The following is a 16,012-nucleotide window of genomic DNA, read 5'->3' as shown; positions in this document are numbered from 1 at the left end:
CCTCCAATATATGTATTAGTACCGCTACAGGCTCTATCTTCCCCGTCAAAGCGGCAAAACGTAAAAGTTGTAAATGCCACCTAGAGGCAGAACACTTACATTTATAAACTCACTCTATTCTACTACAAACAAGCTCATGAATTCAATGAATGCACTTTTTCACTTTCTTATCGTAGGGCTCTAAATAAAAAATAGTAGTTGTGAGATGAAACTTTTTATAGTATCATCCGTCTAATACAGTGATGGAGATACATAGATTTCATTTTATATAGAAATCTACGCCTCTAGACTGATTTATGGGAAAATGATGAATTGACTCTGTTACTTCAGACCTGCCCGTATTATAATAGGGCAAGTATGGGATTAAAGGAGGAAAAAGGTTTGAAATTAACGATAAAAGCAATGATGGTGACATTAGGTCTTCTTCTATTCCTAACCGCACCCTTAAAAAGTTTTGCAGATGCTGCTCCGGGCGATGTGATTATTACATTAGGTCAGGACTTAACCAGCTCTCAGAAGCAACAGGTATTAAATGACCTTGATGCACCAAGCAATGCTCAAACAGTAACCGTGACAAACCAAGAAGAGCATGAATACTTAGGTGACTTTATTCCAAAGGCTACTATTGGATCTCGTGCTATTTCATCTTCTAGTATTACCCTTGGTTCAAAAGATTCTGGTTTAAGCGTATCAACTCAAAATATTAATGGTATTACAGATGACATGTATATTAATGCTTTAATGACCGCCGGCGTTAAAGATGCAAAAATCCAGATTACTGCTCCATTTGAAGTATCTGGTACAGCCGCTTTAACAGGTATTATGAAAGCATATGAAGTTCAAACAGATCAAAAAATCCCAGAAGAAGTAAAAAAAGCAGCCAACGAAGAGATGGTCCAAACATCTAAACTTGGTGAAAAAATCGGTAAAGAAAAAGCAGCGCAGTTTATGGCAACGATTAAAGAAGAAATTGCTAAAGAAAATCCTCAAACAAAGGACGATTTACGCACGTTAATTCAGCGCGTGACTGATGATTTAGGTATTAAATTAACAGATTCAGAGCTTAATACACTGGTTGACTTTTTCAATCGGTTAAAAGATATGAACATCGATTGGAACCAAGTAAAAGACCAGCTTTCTGCGACAAAGGAAAAAGTAACAACATTTCTTCAGTCAGAAGAAGGCCAATCATTTCTTGATAAATTAAAGCAATTCTTTGTTGATATTATTGATGCTATTAAATCGTTATTCTCATAAAAAAGAGCCTCTTGAACAAGAGGCTCTTTTTTTACGTTAATCACTCGTTACTTTTTTACCGTCACTTTGTATTTCACGTCATTTTTTACAATGTCTTCATACGTTTCGCGTTTTACGACTAGCTGTGCTTCTCCATCTTCTACGAACACGACAGCTGGCTTTGGCAAACGGTTATAGTGACTTGCCATAGAATAACCGTATGCGCCTGTACAAAACATCGCTAATAAATCATCTGGGTTTGCTTTTGGAAGATGTACATCCCACATCAGCATATCCCCCGATTCGCAGCACTTACCTGCGATGGATACGAGCTCATCACTCTCATCATTCATTCGATTGGCAATGACCGCTTCATATTTCGCTTGATACAGTGCGGGACGAATATTGTCGTTCATGCCTCCATCAATCGCTACATATTCACGTACATTCGGTACGTGTTTACGAGAACCGATTGAATACAGGGTCGTTCCAGCATCTCCTACAAGAGAGCGCCCGGGCTCAATCCAAATTTCAGGAATTTCTACTTCTAACTGTTTGGACTGCTTTTTGACCTCTTCTATAATAACTTCCACATACTGAGAAACAGGGATAGGCTGATCTTCTTCCGTATAACGAATGCCAAAACCCCCGCCTAAATTTAATACTTGCGGAACAAATTTTATACGTTGTTTCCACTCTTTCATTTTTGCAAAAAGCTTTTGAGTCGCCATAATAAATCCCGTTGTTTCAAAAATTTGCGATCCTATATGACAGTGAATCCCTAAAAGTTCTAGCCCCTTGCTATTTTGCACAAGACGCACAGCTTCGTCTGCTTGACCGTTTTGAAGATCAAATCCAAACTTCGAGTCTTCTTGCCCTGTCAAGATATAATCATGTGTATGAGCTTCAATTCCAGGTGTTAATCTGAGAAGAACAGGCATCTTTTTTTGATACTGTTCCGTTATTTCCTCAAGCAATGCAATTTCATAAAAATTATCAACTACAATGCATCCTACATCTTCTTTGACGGCCATTTCTAGTTCTGCTCGGCTTTTATTGTTTCCGTGAAAATGAATCCGTTCTTTTGGAAAGTCAGCTGCTAAAGCCGTATACAGTTCTCCCCCCGAAACAACGTCTAACGAAAGACCTTCTTCATGAACGACTTGGACCATTGCAATTGTCGAAAAAGCTTTGCTTGCATAAGCGACCTGTGCTTTCACCCCATGCTTTTCAAATGTTTCTTTAAATCCTCTAGCACGCTGCCGAATTAAAGCCACGTCATATACGTAAAGTGGTGTCCCAAAATTAGATGCTAATTCAACTGTATCAACTCCACCAATTTCCAGATGCCCCTGCTTATTTATGCGACTTGTTCCGTGTAAAAACATGTTTAGACCCCGTTCCTGTGTATAGTGTAAAAAAGACAGTTAACGGCAATTCGCTGCTAACTGTCTAAATATTTATTATTTTCCATATTTAAAACAAATCTATCACATCTTCATACAGGTTTCAACCACATATTTTGTTTAAGGTTTTGCAGGCTGGCGGTCTTTATCCTGCGGATGCACAATACTAGGTCGCGGATTCGCTCCAGGAACCGGTGTGCGGATGAGAATCTGCCACAAAGCCTGCGGATTAAATGGAAGAAACGGCCACAAATAAGGCGTATTTAATGATTTTAGTCGCGCCATGTAGAGAATGATACACGTTGTCGCAATAAGAAACCCTGGGGTATGAAAGACCGCCACAAAAATTAACAGAAACAATCGCAGCATTTTATTTGCTACCGCTAACTCATAGCTTGGCGTCGCGAATGAACCAATTGCTGCAATAGCTACATACAAAATAACCTCCGGAACAAAAAGACCTACATCAATAGCAATTTGCCCAATAAGCGCAGCGGCAATCAAGCCCATCGCCGTGGCAAGCGGCGTCGGCGTATGAATGGCCGCCATCCTCAGAAATTCAATCCCAAAATCAGCTAGGAAAATTTGAACAACAGTTGGAATATTTGTTGCTTCGTTTGGTCCAATAAACTGCAATTTTGACGGCAGCAAGTCTGGCTCAAGTACAAATAACAGCCATAACGGTAATAAGAAAAGAGAAGCAAGAATTCCTAAAAACCGTATCCAGCGGATAAACGTACCGACAGAAGGAGCCTGCCTGTATTCTTCCGCATGCTGCACGTGATGAAACAGCGTAGTTGGCGTAATAATAACGCTTGGAGACGTATCGGTAATAATGATCACATGCCCTTCTAGCACATGAGCTGCTGCTGTGTCCGGTCGTTCTGTATAGCGTACCATTGGAAAAGGATTAATTCCTTGTTTGACTAAGAACTCTTCAATTGATTTGTCAGCCATAGGCAAACCATCTATATCAATTGCTTCCAGTTCATCTTTTATCAGTTTAACCAGCCCTGGATCAGCTACGCCATTTATGTACCCAATCGCTACGTCCAGTTTTGATCGTTCGCCTACCTTCATAATTTCAAAACGAAATCTTCCGTCACGAATTCGTCTTCTTGTTAACGCTGTATTGATAATGATGTTTTCAGTGTATCCATCTCTTGCTCCGCGAATCACTTTCTCTGTATCCGCTTCTTCAGGGGATCTGCCAGGATATGTACGCACATCGACTTCAAAGCCAACTTCTTCACCGTCAATTAAAACGAATAGCAGTCCTGATAAAACCGATACCATTCCATCATCCAGCGTCTTTAAAGGCTTGACTTGCTGATGAATAAGACGGTTTTCAACAATATCCTTTAACTTTGCCCGTTCAACTTCATTATCATTAATTTGAATGAGTACTTTTGCAATTTCAATAATAAATGAACTATCACACAGCCCCGTTACGTAGTAAATATGAACTTCTCGATCCAAAATAAGCAGTTTACGTACGCCCACATCAAAACTTGTGTTCATACTAGCGTTTTCCTTGAACCACTGATCGTTTTTTTGCACTTTTGAAAAAATAGCTGTTTTCTTCTCTGCTAGCTTACCCAAACGAACCGCTCCTTTCTAAAATAAGCCTTGCTGCTTTTTCAGTAATAGGACATCCCAGTTTGACATCATCCATCCTAGCCATTTTGCCGATATCTCCTATTCCTACAACTAAGGGAATATCGAGCTGATCCAAGCAGTAAACTGTATCTCCATTAATTCGTCCGACTTCTAACTCTTGAATTCCGCTTTTATCCACGCCGTAATGCGATATTTCCCCAAAACGATCAATGGTCACATCCACTCTTGTCCATTCGCTTTGATGAGTTCGTGATGCAACGGCAATCACTCCAAGAACTTCTACTTGAGGATGCTTTGCTACATGCAGCAAAGCAATTTCCCCAGGTCCTTCCTCTAAGAAACCGCTATCGTCGAACATCACAAAGACGGGATCATATGGTGCTTGAAGAATTAAATCTACCGTTTGACTACCTGTTAACGTAGTAGGGTTTCCATATGACCTCGAAATGCACCTGCCACCAACCGATTTAGCTACATGCTCAATTGCTTTGCGCGCATATTCATCGCCATCGGTTACAATAATGATCCTTCTTTTTTTCATAATCTTTTATCCTTTCGGTTTAAAGATTAACGCGATAATAAAAGCAAATAAAATAGCTGCTGAAATTCCAGCGGAGGTAAGTTCAAAAATCCCAATCCCAATCCCGATAAATCCATGGTCATCTGCTTGCTTCATCGCTCCGTGCAGCAAGGAATGACCAAAGCTTGTAATTGGAACCGTCGCTCCGGCGCCAGCAAATTCAATCAACTTATCATAAAGACCAAATCCATCTAAAATCGCTCCTGCAACTACAAACGAACTCATAACATGCGCTGGAGTAAGTTTAGCAAGATCCAGCAGCAGCTGCCCAATAACGCAAATGATTCCTCCTACAGCAAAAGCTATTACATACTCCATTGATCATCCCCCTCCCCAATATGTTCTAAGACGACGCCATGAGCAATCGTTGGAATTGACTCTTTTTGCTGAATCATCGTTGGACTTAAAAGAGCTCCTGTTGCCACCATAAACACTTTCTTTAAGTTTCCCGATTTTAATTCATTTAAAATATGACCATACGTGACAATAGCCGAGCAGCCGCAGCCGCTTCCTCCTGCAAATACATTTTGGTCGGGGCGATATACCATTAATCCGCAATCATTATGATTGGTTGATATATCGTAGCCTTCGTCCTTGAGCAGCTGTTTTAAAATTGGACTGCCTACACCAGATAAATCTCCTGTTAAAATAAGATCATACTCGTTTGGAGCGACGTTTAAGTCTTCCAAATGCCTTTGAATGGTATCCGCAGCAGCTGGTGCCATAGCAGAACCCATATCGTTTGCGTTTTTAATCCCATAATCCATTACACGCCCAATCGTTGCAGACGTGAGACGCACAATACCTTTTTCTTTCGAGACCAGTGCTGCCCCTGCTCCCGTAATGGTTGCCGTTGCCGTATCTGGTTTTTGTCCTCCGTACTCGGTAGGATTTCGAAATTGGCGCTCAGCGGTTGCGTTATGACTGCTCGCTGATGCAATAACACGATTAGCAAATCCCGCATCCACAAGAGCTGCCCCTGTTGCCAGCGTTTCCATTGATGTGGAGCAAGCGCCAAACATGCATAGAAATGGAATTTGGTTATGTCGAGCTACAAAATTAGCCGTTACGTTTTGATTTAATAAATCTCCAGCCAAAAACAAATCAATGTCTTCATAGGATAAATTTATTTTTTGCAAGCAGGAGTCAATGGACTCCGTCATCAGTCTTCTTTCAGCTAACTCCCAGTTGTCTTCTTCACAGTGCAAATCTTTATGTGTAATATCAAATGTTTCTCCCAACGGTCCATCTGCTTCTTTTGGCCCTACTGCTGTTCCTGTAGCATTAATGTAAATAGGATTTTCATAAACCCACGTTTGCTTTCCAGTTTTTCTCATAATCCCCCTCTTTTCATAGCAAATAAGTTTTAAAAAGGTAGCGAATGATTCCTACAACGTAAGCCGAAACCGTCCCAAATACAATGACGTTTCCAGCCAGCTTGAACATGTTGGTCGCAACGCCGAGAACAATTCCTTCACTTCGATGTTCAAGCGCTGCACTCGTCATGGAATTGGCAAAACCCGTAACAGGAACGGCTGAACCTGCACCTGCGAACTGACCAATACGATCATATATCCCAAACCCGGTTAAGAGCGCAGATATTAAAATAAGGGTTGCGACGGTAGGATTACCTGCATTTTTTTCATTAAAGTCAAAAAATGCAATATAGAAATTTTGAATTGCCTGTCCTAATGTACAAATGATCCCCCCTACCAAAAAGGCCTTTAGGCAATTTGCCACATATGAAGGTTTAGGCTGAAATGGTTTAATGCTTTCTTGATAGTTATCTTTTAATTTTTGATTATTTGCCATGTTACATACATCCTTTTCTTATTGATTAACAAAATAAATCCAATGAAATAATGACCCGCATACTTTGCCTAGTACAATGGCCATTAACAATAAAATAAGCTTGCCTTCCATTCCTATTCGTTTCGTTAACGTCGGCAATACATTAAGCACTTCTGTTAAAGCCGCTGCCAGCATCCCAATAAAAATACCGCTCGTTAGACCTATGATCATAATAAGCACCGCAGGAAACTGCCACGTGTATTGATGAAGACTGCACCAACCGCCTGTAACGGCACCACCTACGACTCCCCACTCATATGCTTGAATGTATTTCATGGTTTTGGTCAGCTGCATCAAACGCGGAATAATGCCCAGCACCGTTAAAAATGCTACAAACCCAGCACCTGCAGCCAATCCTCCCGCAAGTCCAATTACAATGGTCATCACAATGTTAATGATCATCAATTTTTTTCATACTTTCTTTATTCTCGTGCATAATGACGTATTGATCTAAGTCTTGCTGGTAATTAAACATTTCGACTTCGAGAGGACTAGGCTCTTCATTAATTCGTTTTCTAAAGACGTGGTTAAAAAACAGAATCATTCCCAACCCTAAACCGATAGAGTAAGGCACTTGAATCAGCAAAGGCTGCTTATCTCTCAGACCGGTCAGCATATAGAACAATTTTTGATGTACTTGTCTCATACTCACATCTTCGTGAAAGTTCATAATTGCTAAAGCAGCTCCGATGAAGAGAAGAAACCAAACAGCTAGAAAAAACAAAAAGGAATATTGTCTCTTTTTATACACGACCTCTACAATTGTTTGAGCGGGTCCAATCGTCTGAATGTCTAAGTGCGGATACTGAGAGGCAACTTTTTCAATTACCTTCATTAAATCAACAATGATAATATTTCGATCACTCATACTTACTTGATAGACAATTAGCTTTTCAATTTGTTTTTGAACAGAATCTCCTGCTATAACCATTGCTAATTGTCCAATATTTACAGCTTCATCAGGTTTTACTTGAATACGATGCCTCATTTTAAGATAAAGAACGTTTTCCATTCATATCACACCTTACGATTCATTATCTCCCTGTACGTGTAGTATGGATTTTCTTAAATTTTCTAATTCACGTTTCTGAACAGACCATTAATTACCAAATAAAAAAAGCAATCCGTTTCACTATTCTTCTTTGAATAGCAAAACGGATTGCTTCTTAAGTATTACGTATCATTCATATGCAGCTTCATTTGTTTTAAGATTTTCTTCTCAAGCCTCGATACCTGAACCTGAGAAATTCCCAGCCTTGCGGCCACTTCGGACTGAGTTTGATCTTTGTAATACCTCAAATAGACAATGAGCTTTTCACGCTCATCAAGTTCTTCAATTGCTTCTTTTAAAGCAATTTTATCAAACCACTTCGCTTCCGTATGATCAGCAATTTGGTCAAGAAGGGTAATTGGATCTCCATCATTTTCATAGACGGTCTCGTGAATAGACGAAGGAGCACGATTAGCTTCTTGAGCCAGCACTACTTCTTCAGGAGTGAGATCCAAATGTTCTGCAACCTCAGCGACTGTAGGGACGCGTCCAAGCAATTTGGAAAGCTCGTCTTTTGCTTTACGTATTTTATTGCTCATTTCTTTCAGAGAACGACTAACCTTTACCGTGCCATCATCACGAATAAACCGCTGAATTTCACCAATAATCATAGGAACAGCATATGTTGAAAATTTAACATCATACGATAGGTCAAATTTATCAACGGACTTTAATAGTCCTATACATCCAATTTGAAATAAATCATCGGGCTCATAACCACGGTTAATAAAACGTTGAACAACCGACCAAACGAGCCGCATATTTTTTTGGACGATTGTATCTCGTGCAATTTGATCACCTTGCTGACTGCGCTTGATGAGGTCTTTAACTTCATGATCCTTTAAATACGGTTCGTTTTTATTTTTTTTGACCTCCACATCCATTGGCAAGTCTCCTTAATTACATAGCGCTTTACTATTTGTTAAGTGCTTTTTTAAATATAAGGTCGTACCTTCTAATACAGTAGACTCTACTCGAATTTCGTCCATAAAGTTTTCCATTATGGTGAAACCCATTCCAGAGCGTTCTAGATCTGGTTTCGTTGTGTATAAAGGCTGCTTTGCTTCATCCACGTTATCGATACCAATTCCTTCATCACGAATCATCAGCTCCACTACACCGTCTTCATGAAGCGTCACAGAAATATATACCACACCATCCGGATTGCTTTCGTAGCCGTGAATAATAGCATTTGTTACTGCTTCAGATACGACTGTTTTAATTTCTGTTAACTCATCCATTGTTGGATCTAACTGTGTAATAAATGATGCTACCGTGACGCGGGCAAACGATTCATTTTGACTAAGCGCGGAAAATTGGAGGTTCATTTGATTTTTCATTATGCCACCCCCAATTTTTGAAGCGCGTTTTCTTCATTAGGTTCAAAACGAATAATTTTAAATAAGCCTGACATATTAAACAAACGTTCTACAGCAGGAGAAATAGCGCATACAACCATTTCCCCACCGTTATTATGAACTTGTTTGTATCTCCCTAAAATAACCCCCAAGCCAGAGCTGTCCATAAAGGTTAAATGCTGTAGATTTAAAATCAAATGGCTGATAGATTCCTTCTCTATCGCTTGGGTGATTTTGCTTCTTAGCTCTTCTGCCGTATGATGATCTAATTCTCCTGTTAATCGAACCAACAAGACATCTTGTTTGAATTCCAATTCAATTGAAAGACTCACTATACAAACCTCCTCGGAAATCTTATAGTCAATCTTTCGCTGCCAACAGAATAGAATCCTTCTCACCGACAAAACTAGTTCTATTTCGTCACATTTAGCTGTTTAAGATGTTTGAGAGAAAATAGAGAACGTACGTTTAAATAGCTTCCACCAAGAAGCAGCATCGATATCTTCTTTTGCAAGAAGCGGTGAAGAACTCATTACTTTGTTATCCTTCTTAATGGTCAACGTTCCAATTTTGTCGCCTTTTTGAATAGGCGCATTTAACTTCTCGTTCATTTTCACTTCTGTTTTAACATCTTTGGCTGCATTTCCTTTTTTCAATAAAACAGAAATAGGCTCTGACGTAACGGCTGTTACCTGATCTTCACTACCCTTGTTTACATCTATCTTGGCAATAACGTCTCCTTTTTTGTATAAAGGCTTCGTTGTATATTGACTGAATGCGTAGTCTAACATTTTGGTTACTTGATTATTGCGATCTTTTGGCGTGCTTGCACCGAATACAACCGCTAACACACGCATATTTCCCTTTTTAGCGGTAGCTGTTAGGCAATACTTAGCTTGACCTGTAAATCCCGTTTTGAGTCCATCAACCCCGGGATAAAACTTCACTAAGCGATTCGTATTTACTAACCAAAACTTCTTATCTGTATCCGTGCGTAAATAAGCTTCGTATTTACTTGTATAGTTAATAATTTTTTCATACTTTAGTAGCTCTCTGCCCATCATGGCCATATCATGAGCTGTACTATAGTGATTTTCTACAGGCAGGCCTGTCGGATTTTGAAATTTTGTATGAGTCAAACCAAGCTCTTTCGCTTTTTGGTTCATCTTTGCTACAAATTTTTCTTCTGATCCAGCTAAATATTCAGCCATTGCCATAGAAGCATCGTTACCAGAACCTATCGCAATCCCTTTTAGCAAATCATTTACCGTCATTTCTTCTCCGGGCTCTAAAAAGATTTGTGAGCCTCCCATTGAAGCGGCATATTCACTTGCTCGCACTTTATCTTTTAAGGTAATTTTCCCTTTATCCAAAGCCTCCATAATTAAAATCATTGTCATAATTTTAGTCATACTGGCAGGGGGAAGTTCTTGATTACTATTTTTTTCGTATAGAATTTTTCCTGTATCCCGTTCAATTAAAATAGCTGACCTAGCACTGTCAGCAAGCTCAGAACTCTTTTTTTCTGCGGCTAAAACAGGTTGCGTCATAAGTGGAAATAAAAATATGACAACGAGTAACTTTACAATAGTTCGCTTCATCTCCACAAACCTCCATTCTTTATACAACCTATTTTTTCCAAGGTATAATCGATTTATACTAAACGAAATAAAAAAAGCATCGAGAAATTCTCGATGCTTGAAGTCATATTTTCTTCTTATTTTTGATCAGCTGGAAGTTGCTTTACTACTTCTTTTACAAGCGATAAAAACTGCTGTTTTACTTTTTCAGTCGTTTCAATCACTTCTTCATGATTTAAAGGCTGATCTAAAATACCAGCTGCCATATTAGAAATACAAGAAATACCCAGTACTTTCATACCTGCATGGCGTGCTACAATAACTTCTGGTACTGTAGACATACCGACCGCGTCTCCCCCGATAATGCGAAGCATGCGTACTTCAGCAGGCGTTTCATATGTTGGACCTGTATTTCCTACATATACACCTTCTTGTAAGGCGATATTTAAATCAGCTCCTACTTTCTTCGCTAATTGACGAAGGTCCTTGCAGTAAGCAGTTGACATATCCGGGAATCTTACGCCAAAATCAGAGTCATTAGGTCCAATCAAAGGGTTCGTTCCAAAGTTATTAATATGATCAGAAATAATCATTAAGTCTCCTGGATTAAAGGATTCGTTTACTCCGCCTGCTGCATTCGTTACAATCAACGTTTCTACACCGATTTCTTTCATTACGCGCACTGGAAATGTTACTTTATCAAGGGCGTACCCTTCATAAAAGTGAAAACGTCCTTGCATAGCTACAACCGGTACGTCATGAATGGTGCCAATGACTAATTGACCAGCGTGACCTTCAACTGTTGAAACCGGGAACTCAGGAATGTCGTTGTACGGAATTTTTACCGCGCCTTCAATTTCGTCAGCTAATACCCCTAGTCCAGAACCTAAAATAAGACCAATGGTTGGTGTAACAGCTGATTGATTTTTAATATATGCTGCTGCTTTTTCGATATATTCTTTTTTCATACTCCATTCCCCCTGCTTAATTCAGCTCTTGTAAAAAACTTTTTCCATGCTTAGGCATTGCTACGCCAAAATTTTCTGCTACCGTTGCGCCAATATCCGCAAACGTTTGACGAATAGAAAGTTCTTTTCCTTCTTTCATGCCTTTATTGTACACAAGAAGCGGCACGTATTCACGCGTATGGTCTGTCCCATGATGAACAGGGTCATTTCCATGATCAGCTGTAATAATCAATAAATCATCTTCTTTTAATAAATCAAATACTTCTTCCAAGCGTGCATCATATTCTTCAAGCGCTTGCCCATATCCTTGTGGATCGCGGCGATGGCCATAGAGAGCATCAAAATCAACTAAATTTAAGAAGCTCAAGCCTGTGAAGTCCATGTTTAATGTATCAACTAGCTTATCCATGCCGTCCATATTCGACTTGGTACGAAGAGATTTTGTGACCCCTTCTCCGTCGTAAATATCAGAAATTTTACCAATAGCAATAACATCGATGTCATTGTCTTTTAATTCATTCATTACTGTACGTCCAAAAGGCTTTAATGCATAGTCATGACGATTGGATGTACGAGTGAAGTTACCTGGTTCACCTAAAAACGGGCGAGCGATAACACGTCCAATCATATATGGATCATCAAGCGTTAATTCACGAGCAATCTCACAAATTTTGTACAATTCATCAATTGGAACAATTTCTTCATGAGCAGCAATTTGCAAAACAGAATCCGCTGATGTATAGACGATTAAGTCACCTGTTTCCATATGCTGTTTTCCTAGCTCATCTAAAATTTCTGTACCAGATGCTGGTTTGTTCCCAATAATTTTACGGCCTGTTTTTTCTTCTAATTGTGAAATCAGCTCTTCTGGAAATCCGTCTGGAAACACATTAAAAGGCGTATCAATATTAAGGCCCATAATTTCCCAATGACCTGTCATTGTATCTTTTCCGGCAGAAGCTTCCTGCATTTTTGTATAGTAAGCGAGCGGCTTTTCGGCTCTATCAATTCCTTTAATTTCACGGATATTGCTTAGACCAAGCTTAGCCATATTAGGCATATGAAGACCGTTGCAGTGTTCTGCAATATGACCAAACGTATCGGCACCTTTATCATTGTATTTTTCAGCATCCGGTGATTCACCGATACCTACTGAATCCATGACAACTAAAAATACGCGTTTATATGTATGCGCCATTTTATTCCCTCCAAATATCAATTTATTTATTCTCTATAAAATTCCCGTTTGGAAATAATTTAACCATCTTCTCTTATTGGTCAGAAGTCTGACCTCTCTATTAGTATAGACGCTTTTTATTTTTTTGTACACAGGAATGAAAGTGTTCTCAATCAAAAAAACCAATGTCTATGAACTTACTGGACATTGGGATCTTCCTACGCTCGCGGGTGAAACTGATTGTATACATCTTTTAAACGAGCTTTTGTGACATGTGTATAAATTTGAGTGGTCGAAATATCCGCATGCCCGAGCATTTCTTGAACAGCTCTCAAATCCGCGCCGTTCTCTAACAAATGAGTAGCAAACGAATGGCGTAACGTATGTGGAGTTATTTCTTTTTCAATTTTTGCTTCAGAAGCTAACTTTTTTAATATTTTCCAAAACCCCTGCCTTGTCAAGCGCCTTCCATGATGATTAACAAAAAGTGCTTTGTCCTGTTCCTTTTGCTTTGTTAAAATACTCCGGCCATGCTGTAAGTACTCTTCAATCGCCTCTGTTGCCAACCTTCCGATGGGGACAATTCTTTCTTTATTCCCTTTTCCGATACACCGAATAAATCCCATCGTCAAATGTGCATCATCAATATTTAAGTTAACGAGTTCAGATACACGAATTCCAGTAGCATAAAGCAATTCAAGCATCGCTTTGTCTCGTATGCCAAAAGGCGTCGAAGTATCAAACACATTCAACAGCGCCTCTACTTCCTCTGCATTTAGCACTTTTGGCAGCTTGCGCTCAAGCTGCGGAGTATCAATATGAACGGATGGATCTGTATCCGCTGCTTTTTCTCTTAGTAAGAATTGATGAAAAGATCTAGTTGAAGCCACATGTCTCGCAATCGTTTTAGATGACTTTTGCTGATCACTTAAATATTTCAGAAAATTAACGATGTGGAGTCTTGTTACTTCATTAAATGATTTCAGCTGCTCTACATGCTCTAAATATTGAGCATACTTTTTTAAATCTCGTTCATACGAATCAATCGTATTTTTCGCCAGTCCCCGCTCTACTACTAAATAATGAATAAAATCTTGAATTTGATCATTCAATAGCCTCTACTCCCCGTTTTGATAAAACATAAATAAACGCTCCAGCCACGTCTGATCTTTGTTCACACTTGCTTGCATGACTTTAACTGCTGAACCCGACGGCTCATCATAACGTTTATAATTTTGATACTCTTGAGATACCCATATCATTCCAAAATAAAACAAAAGAGTAAACCCGGTAAATAAGATAAATACTTTACATGTATTATATACCATTTCAGCCCATGATTTCATGAAACAATTCCTCCAATTTTTGATTCTATTAGAAGATATGCCAATTGGGACAGGTTTTATACATGTTTCTTGCCTTTATACGCTGAGTTCTCTCCTTGTCATTTCCTTCCTTTCTATAAAACCATATAGCTTGTAACCTCGTTATTTTTTCTATTTATGTACAACAAAAAACCTTCTCCATTATGGAAAAGGCTTTTACTGCTTGTCTTCTTTATCCTGACAGCGATGGCAAATGCCATGAAATGTCAAGCGGTGATCTTTAATTTTAAAATTCCATTGCTTTTCCACAATTTCTTCAACGTCTTCAAGCAAATCTTCTTGAATTTCGTCCACAGATCCACATTCCATACACACAAGGTGATGATGAAAGTGTGCGGCTCCTTCTTGTCTTAAATCGTAGCGAGAAACGCCATCGCCAAAGTTTATTTTATCAACAATTTTAAGTTCAGTTAACAATTCTAACGTACGATAAACAGTTGCCAATCCAATTTCCGGAGACTTTTCCTTGACGAGGAGATATACATCTTCGGCACTTAAATGATCCTCTTCATGTTCAAGAAGTACTCTTACAGTCGCCTCACGTTGAGGTGTCAATTTATAGCTAGCTGAGTGCAACTGCTGCTTAATTCGCTCAATTCGACTTTCCATAATTATTCCCTCCCTCGCCATTCACTAATCCATTATATCAGATGTGTCGAGGGTGTCAAAATAAAGTTATTCTTAATAAGAAAAAAGAATTCTTTTTATTTAATACTTATTCTTACTTATTTAATAGAGCCATTACACTTTTCATTAAAGTAGGTGATACATAAGCTTCAACTGTAGCTGCACAGGCAACCAAGCATATCATTGCAATCATCGTGCCGCTATAGCGTAAAAAGGATGCAGAAATAGGCTCCGCTGCTTTTTTAAAAAACTGCTGCCGCACGAGCTTCAAAGAAAAGGCAACTGAAGCTGCAGACAGAATCAGAAATGCCGGTATGAGAAAGATATTTTGCGGCATAACAGATACAAAAGATAGCGCAAACCCAGAGAGTCCCATTTGATTGACTAAAAAGCCTACGGTAAAACCAATCACCATTCCTTTTAAAAACAGCAGAATTAACACTACAGGCAAACCAATAATAGCAATTCCTAGTATCCAAATGAGCCCTAAGTATTTAACATTGTGAAAAAAACTTTGCTGAAACATTTCAACGCTGCTTGCTACTTCCCCACTCTTTACCTGTCCGAAAAACCGGTTTAAATAGAAGTACAGGTCTTCTTTTTGATCAAGCGTCAAACTATTTACAACAATAGCCCCAAAAATGATTCCCATTAAAAACAGCACGGTTACAAATAAATAAATAGAACTGTTTTCTTGAAAATGTCTTGCATACGATAATGGCAATTGTTTTTTTCTCATCGTCTTCCTCCTATTAATCGCTTAATAGAGTGTATGATAGAGTACAAAAACTATGCCAAGAATCTTTTAAATCTATCACATAAAAAAGAGATTAAGACATAATGAAATTAATCTAATCTAAATAAGAACAAATGAGATAGTATGGACAGCTTGTGACACCGCTGTTGATTTTCATGCAAGGCTTCGCTTTCCGCGGGCGGCCGGTGAGCCTCCTCGTCCCGTACGCTCCTGCGGGGTTTCACCTATTCCGCTTTTCCCGCAGGAGTCTTCGCCTTGACCTCCAATCAACCGCTAGAACCAACTACATAAATGAAAGCTACGTTCACCATCAACTTAAAAAAATCCGAACGAATTTGATTCTAAATCAAGAATCTCTATTTATCGTTCGGATTTTTCTTCAACTAATATATGGTTGTCACACATTTTTTAACCTA

19 protein-coding genes are annotated in these 16,012 nt (G+C 39.0%); 1 reads left to right on the top strand and 18 read right to left on the bottom strand.

All coding sequences use genetic code 11. The annotated features are described in order from the left end of the window. The first annotated feature begins 381 nt into the window (after window positions 1-381). The gene (locus tag ACNHOZ_RS02710; protein WP_447697042.1) at window positions 382-1,257 is read left to right on the top strand and encodes a DUF1002 domain-containing protein; all 876 of its coding nucleotides are present in this window, start codon (window positions 382-384) and stop codon (window positions 1,255-1,257) included. Between the two features lie 47 nt (window positions 1,258-1,304). Here the strand turns inward: ACNHOZ_RS02710 and lysA are convergent, their stop codons facing one another. The 18 genes from lysA to spoIIM form a co-directional block, all read right to left on the bottom strand. Beyond that, the gene (gene lysA / locus ACNHOZ_RS02705) at window positions 1,305-2,624 is read right to left on the bottom strand and encodes a diaminopimelate decarboxylase (protein ID WP_028411542.1); all 1,320 of its coding nucleotides are present in this window, start codon (window positions 2,622-2,624) and stop codon (window positions 1,305-1,307) included. A 138-nt stretch (window positions 2,625-2,762) separates the two neighbouring features. Next, window positions 2,763-4,244 (bottom strand): spore germination protein, encoded by a 1,482-nt coding sequence (locus ACNHOZ_RS02700; protein ID WP_048019793.1) that lies wholly within the window; start codon window positions 4,242-4,244, stop codon window positions 2,763-2,765. Continuing rightward, window positions 4,237-4,803, bottom strand: coding sequence for a stage V sporulation protein AE (locus ACNHOZ_RS02695; RefSeq protein WP_014458304.1), 567 nt, complete (start codon window positions 4,801-4,803; stop codon window positions 4,237-4,239). Before ACNHOZ_RS02695 ends, ACNHOZ_RS02700 begins: the two co-directional genes overlap by 8 nt. 6 nt (window positions 4,804-4,809) lie before the next feature. Then, on the bottom strand, window positions 4,810-5,160 hold the full coding sequence (spoVAE, locus tag ACNHOZ_RS02690) for a stage V sporulation protein AE (RefSeq protein ID WP_013059069.1): 351 nt from the start codon (window positions 5,158-5,160) through the stop codon (window positions 4,810-4,812). Further along, a complete protein-coding gene (gene spoVAD, locus ACNHOZ_RS02685) occupies window positions 5,148-6,179 on the bottom strand; it encodes a stage V sporulation protein AD (RefSeq protein WP_048019792.1) in 1,032 nt (343 codons plus the stop codon). Before spoVAD ends, spoVAE begins: the two co-directional genes overlap by 13 nt. 13 nt (window positions 6,180-6,192) lie before the next feature. Further along, window positions 6,193-6,654, bottom strand: a complete 462-nt coding sequence (spoVAC, locus tag ACNHOZ_RS02680; protein ID WP_028411545.1) for a stage V sporulation protein AC — start codon at window positions 6,652-6,654, stop codon at window positions 6,193-6,195. Window positions 6,655-6,672: 18 nt separating this feature from the next. After that, window positions 6,673-7,095 (bottom strand): stage V sporulation protein AB, encoded by a 423-nt coding sequence (locus tag ACNHOZ_RS02675; protein WP_014458301.1) that lies wholly within the window; start codon window positions 7,093-7,095, stop codon window positions 6,673-6,675. Further along, window positions 7,085-7,705 carry a stage V sporulation protein AA gene (locus ACNHOZ_RS02670; protein ID WP_028411546.1) on the bottom strand — a complete coding sequence of 207 codons (621 nt, stop codon included), beginning with the start codon at window positions 7,703-7,705 and terminating at the stop codon, window positions 7,085-7,087. The genes ACNHOZ_RS02675 and ACNHOZ_RS02670 overlap by 11 nt, the downstream gene beginning before the upstream one ends. A gap of 161 nt (window positions 7,706-7,866) precedes the next feature. Then, window positions 7,867-8,628 carry an RNA polymerase sporulation sigma factor SigF gene (gene sigF, locus ACNHOZ_RS02665; RefSeq protein ID WP_013059074.1) on the bottom strand — a complete coding sequence of 254 codons (762 nt, stop codon included), beginning with the start codon at window positions 8,626-8,628 and terminating at the stop codon, window positions 7,867-7,869. A 12-nt stretch (window positions 8,629-8,640) separates the two neighbouring features. Next, window positions 8,641-9,084 (bottom strand): anti-sigma F factor, encoded by a 444-nt coding sequence (gene spoIIAB, locus ACNHOZ_RS02660; protein WP_013084935.1) that lies wholly within the window; start codon window positions 9,082-9,084, stop codon window positions 8,641-8,643. Next, window positions 9,084-9,434: an anti-sigma F factor antagonist gene (spoIIAA, locus tag ACNHOZ_RS02655; protein ID WP_014458299.1), complete on the bottom strand. Its 351-nt coding sequence runs from the start codon at window positions 9,432-9,434 to the stop codon at window positions 9,084-9,086. Before spoIIAA ends, spoIIAB begins: the two co-directional genes overlap by 1 nt. A gap of 102 nt (window positions 9,435-9,536) precedes the next feature. After that, complete coding sequence (locus ACNHOZ_RS02650) at window positions 9,537-10,703, bottom strand: D-alanyl-D-alanine carboxypeptidase family protein (protein WP_033579732.1); 1,167 nt, start codon at window positions 10,701-10,703, stop codon at window positions 9,537-9,539. 116 nt (window positions 10,704-10,819) lie between these two features. Further along, entirely contained in the window at window positions 10,820-11,650 is an 831-nt protein-coding gene (locus ACNHOZ_RS02645) for a purine-nucleoside phosphorylase (protein WP_028411548.1), read from the bottom strand. Between the two features lie 16 nt (window positions 11,651-11,666). Beyond that, window positions 11,667-12,848: a phosphopentomutase gene (gene deoB, locus ACNHOZ_RS02640; RefSeq protein ID WP_048019791.1), complete on the bottom strand. Its 1,182-nt coding sequence runs from the start codon at window positions 12,846-12,848 to the stop codon at window positions 11,667-11,669. A gap of 197 nt (window positions 12,849-13,045) precedes the next feature. Continuing rightward, a complete protein-coding gene (xerD, locus tag ACNHOZ_RS02635) occupies window positions 13,046-13,939 on the bottom strand; it encodes a site-specific tyrosine recombinase XerD (RefSeq protein WP_447697041.1) in 894 nt (297 codons plus the stop codon). A gap of 6 nt (window positions 13,940-13,945) precedes the next feature. Continuing rightward, window positions 13,946-14,173, bottom strand: coding sequence for a YqzK family protein (locus ACNHOZ_RS02630; RefSeq protein WP_013059081.1), 228 nt, complete (start codon window positions 14,171-14,173; stop codon window positions 13,946-13,948). A gap of 195 nt (window positions 14,174-14,368) precedes the next feature. Beyond that, window positions 14,369-14,821, bottom strand: a complete 453-nt coding sequence (fur, locus tag ACNHOZ_RS02625) for a ferric iron uptake transcriptional regulator (RefSeq protein ID WP_013059082.1) — start codon at window positions 14,819-14,821, stop codon at window positions 14,369-14,371. Between the two features lie 112 nt (window positions 14,822-14,933). After that, window positions 14,934-15,578, bottom strand: a complete 645-nt coding sequence (spoIIM, locus tag ACNHOZ_RS02620; protein WP_025750451.1) for a stage II sporulation protein M — start codon at window positions 15,576-15,578, stop codon at window positions 14,934-14,936. Window positions 15,579-16,012: the final 434 nt, after the last annotated feature.

It is taken from the genome of Priestia sp. D51, assembly GCF_053345675.1.
This window is presented reverse-complemented; position numbering and strand designations above follow the sequence as displayed.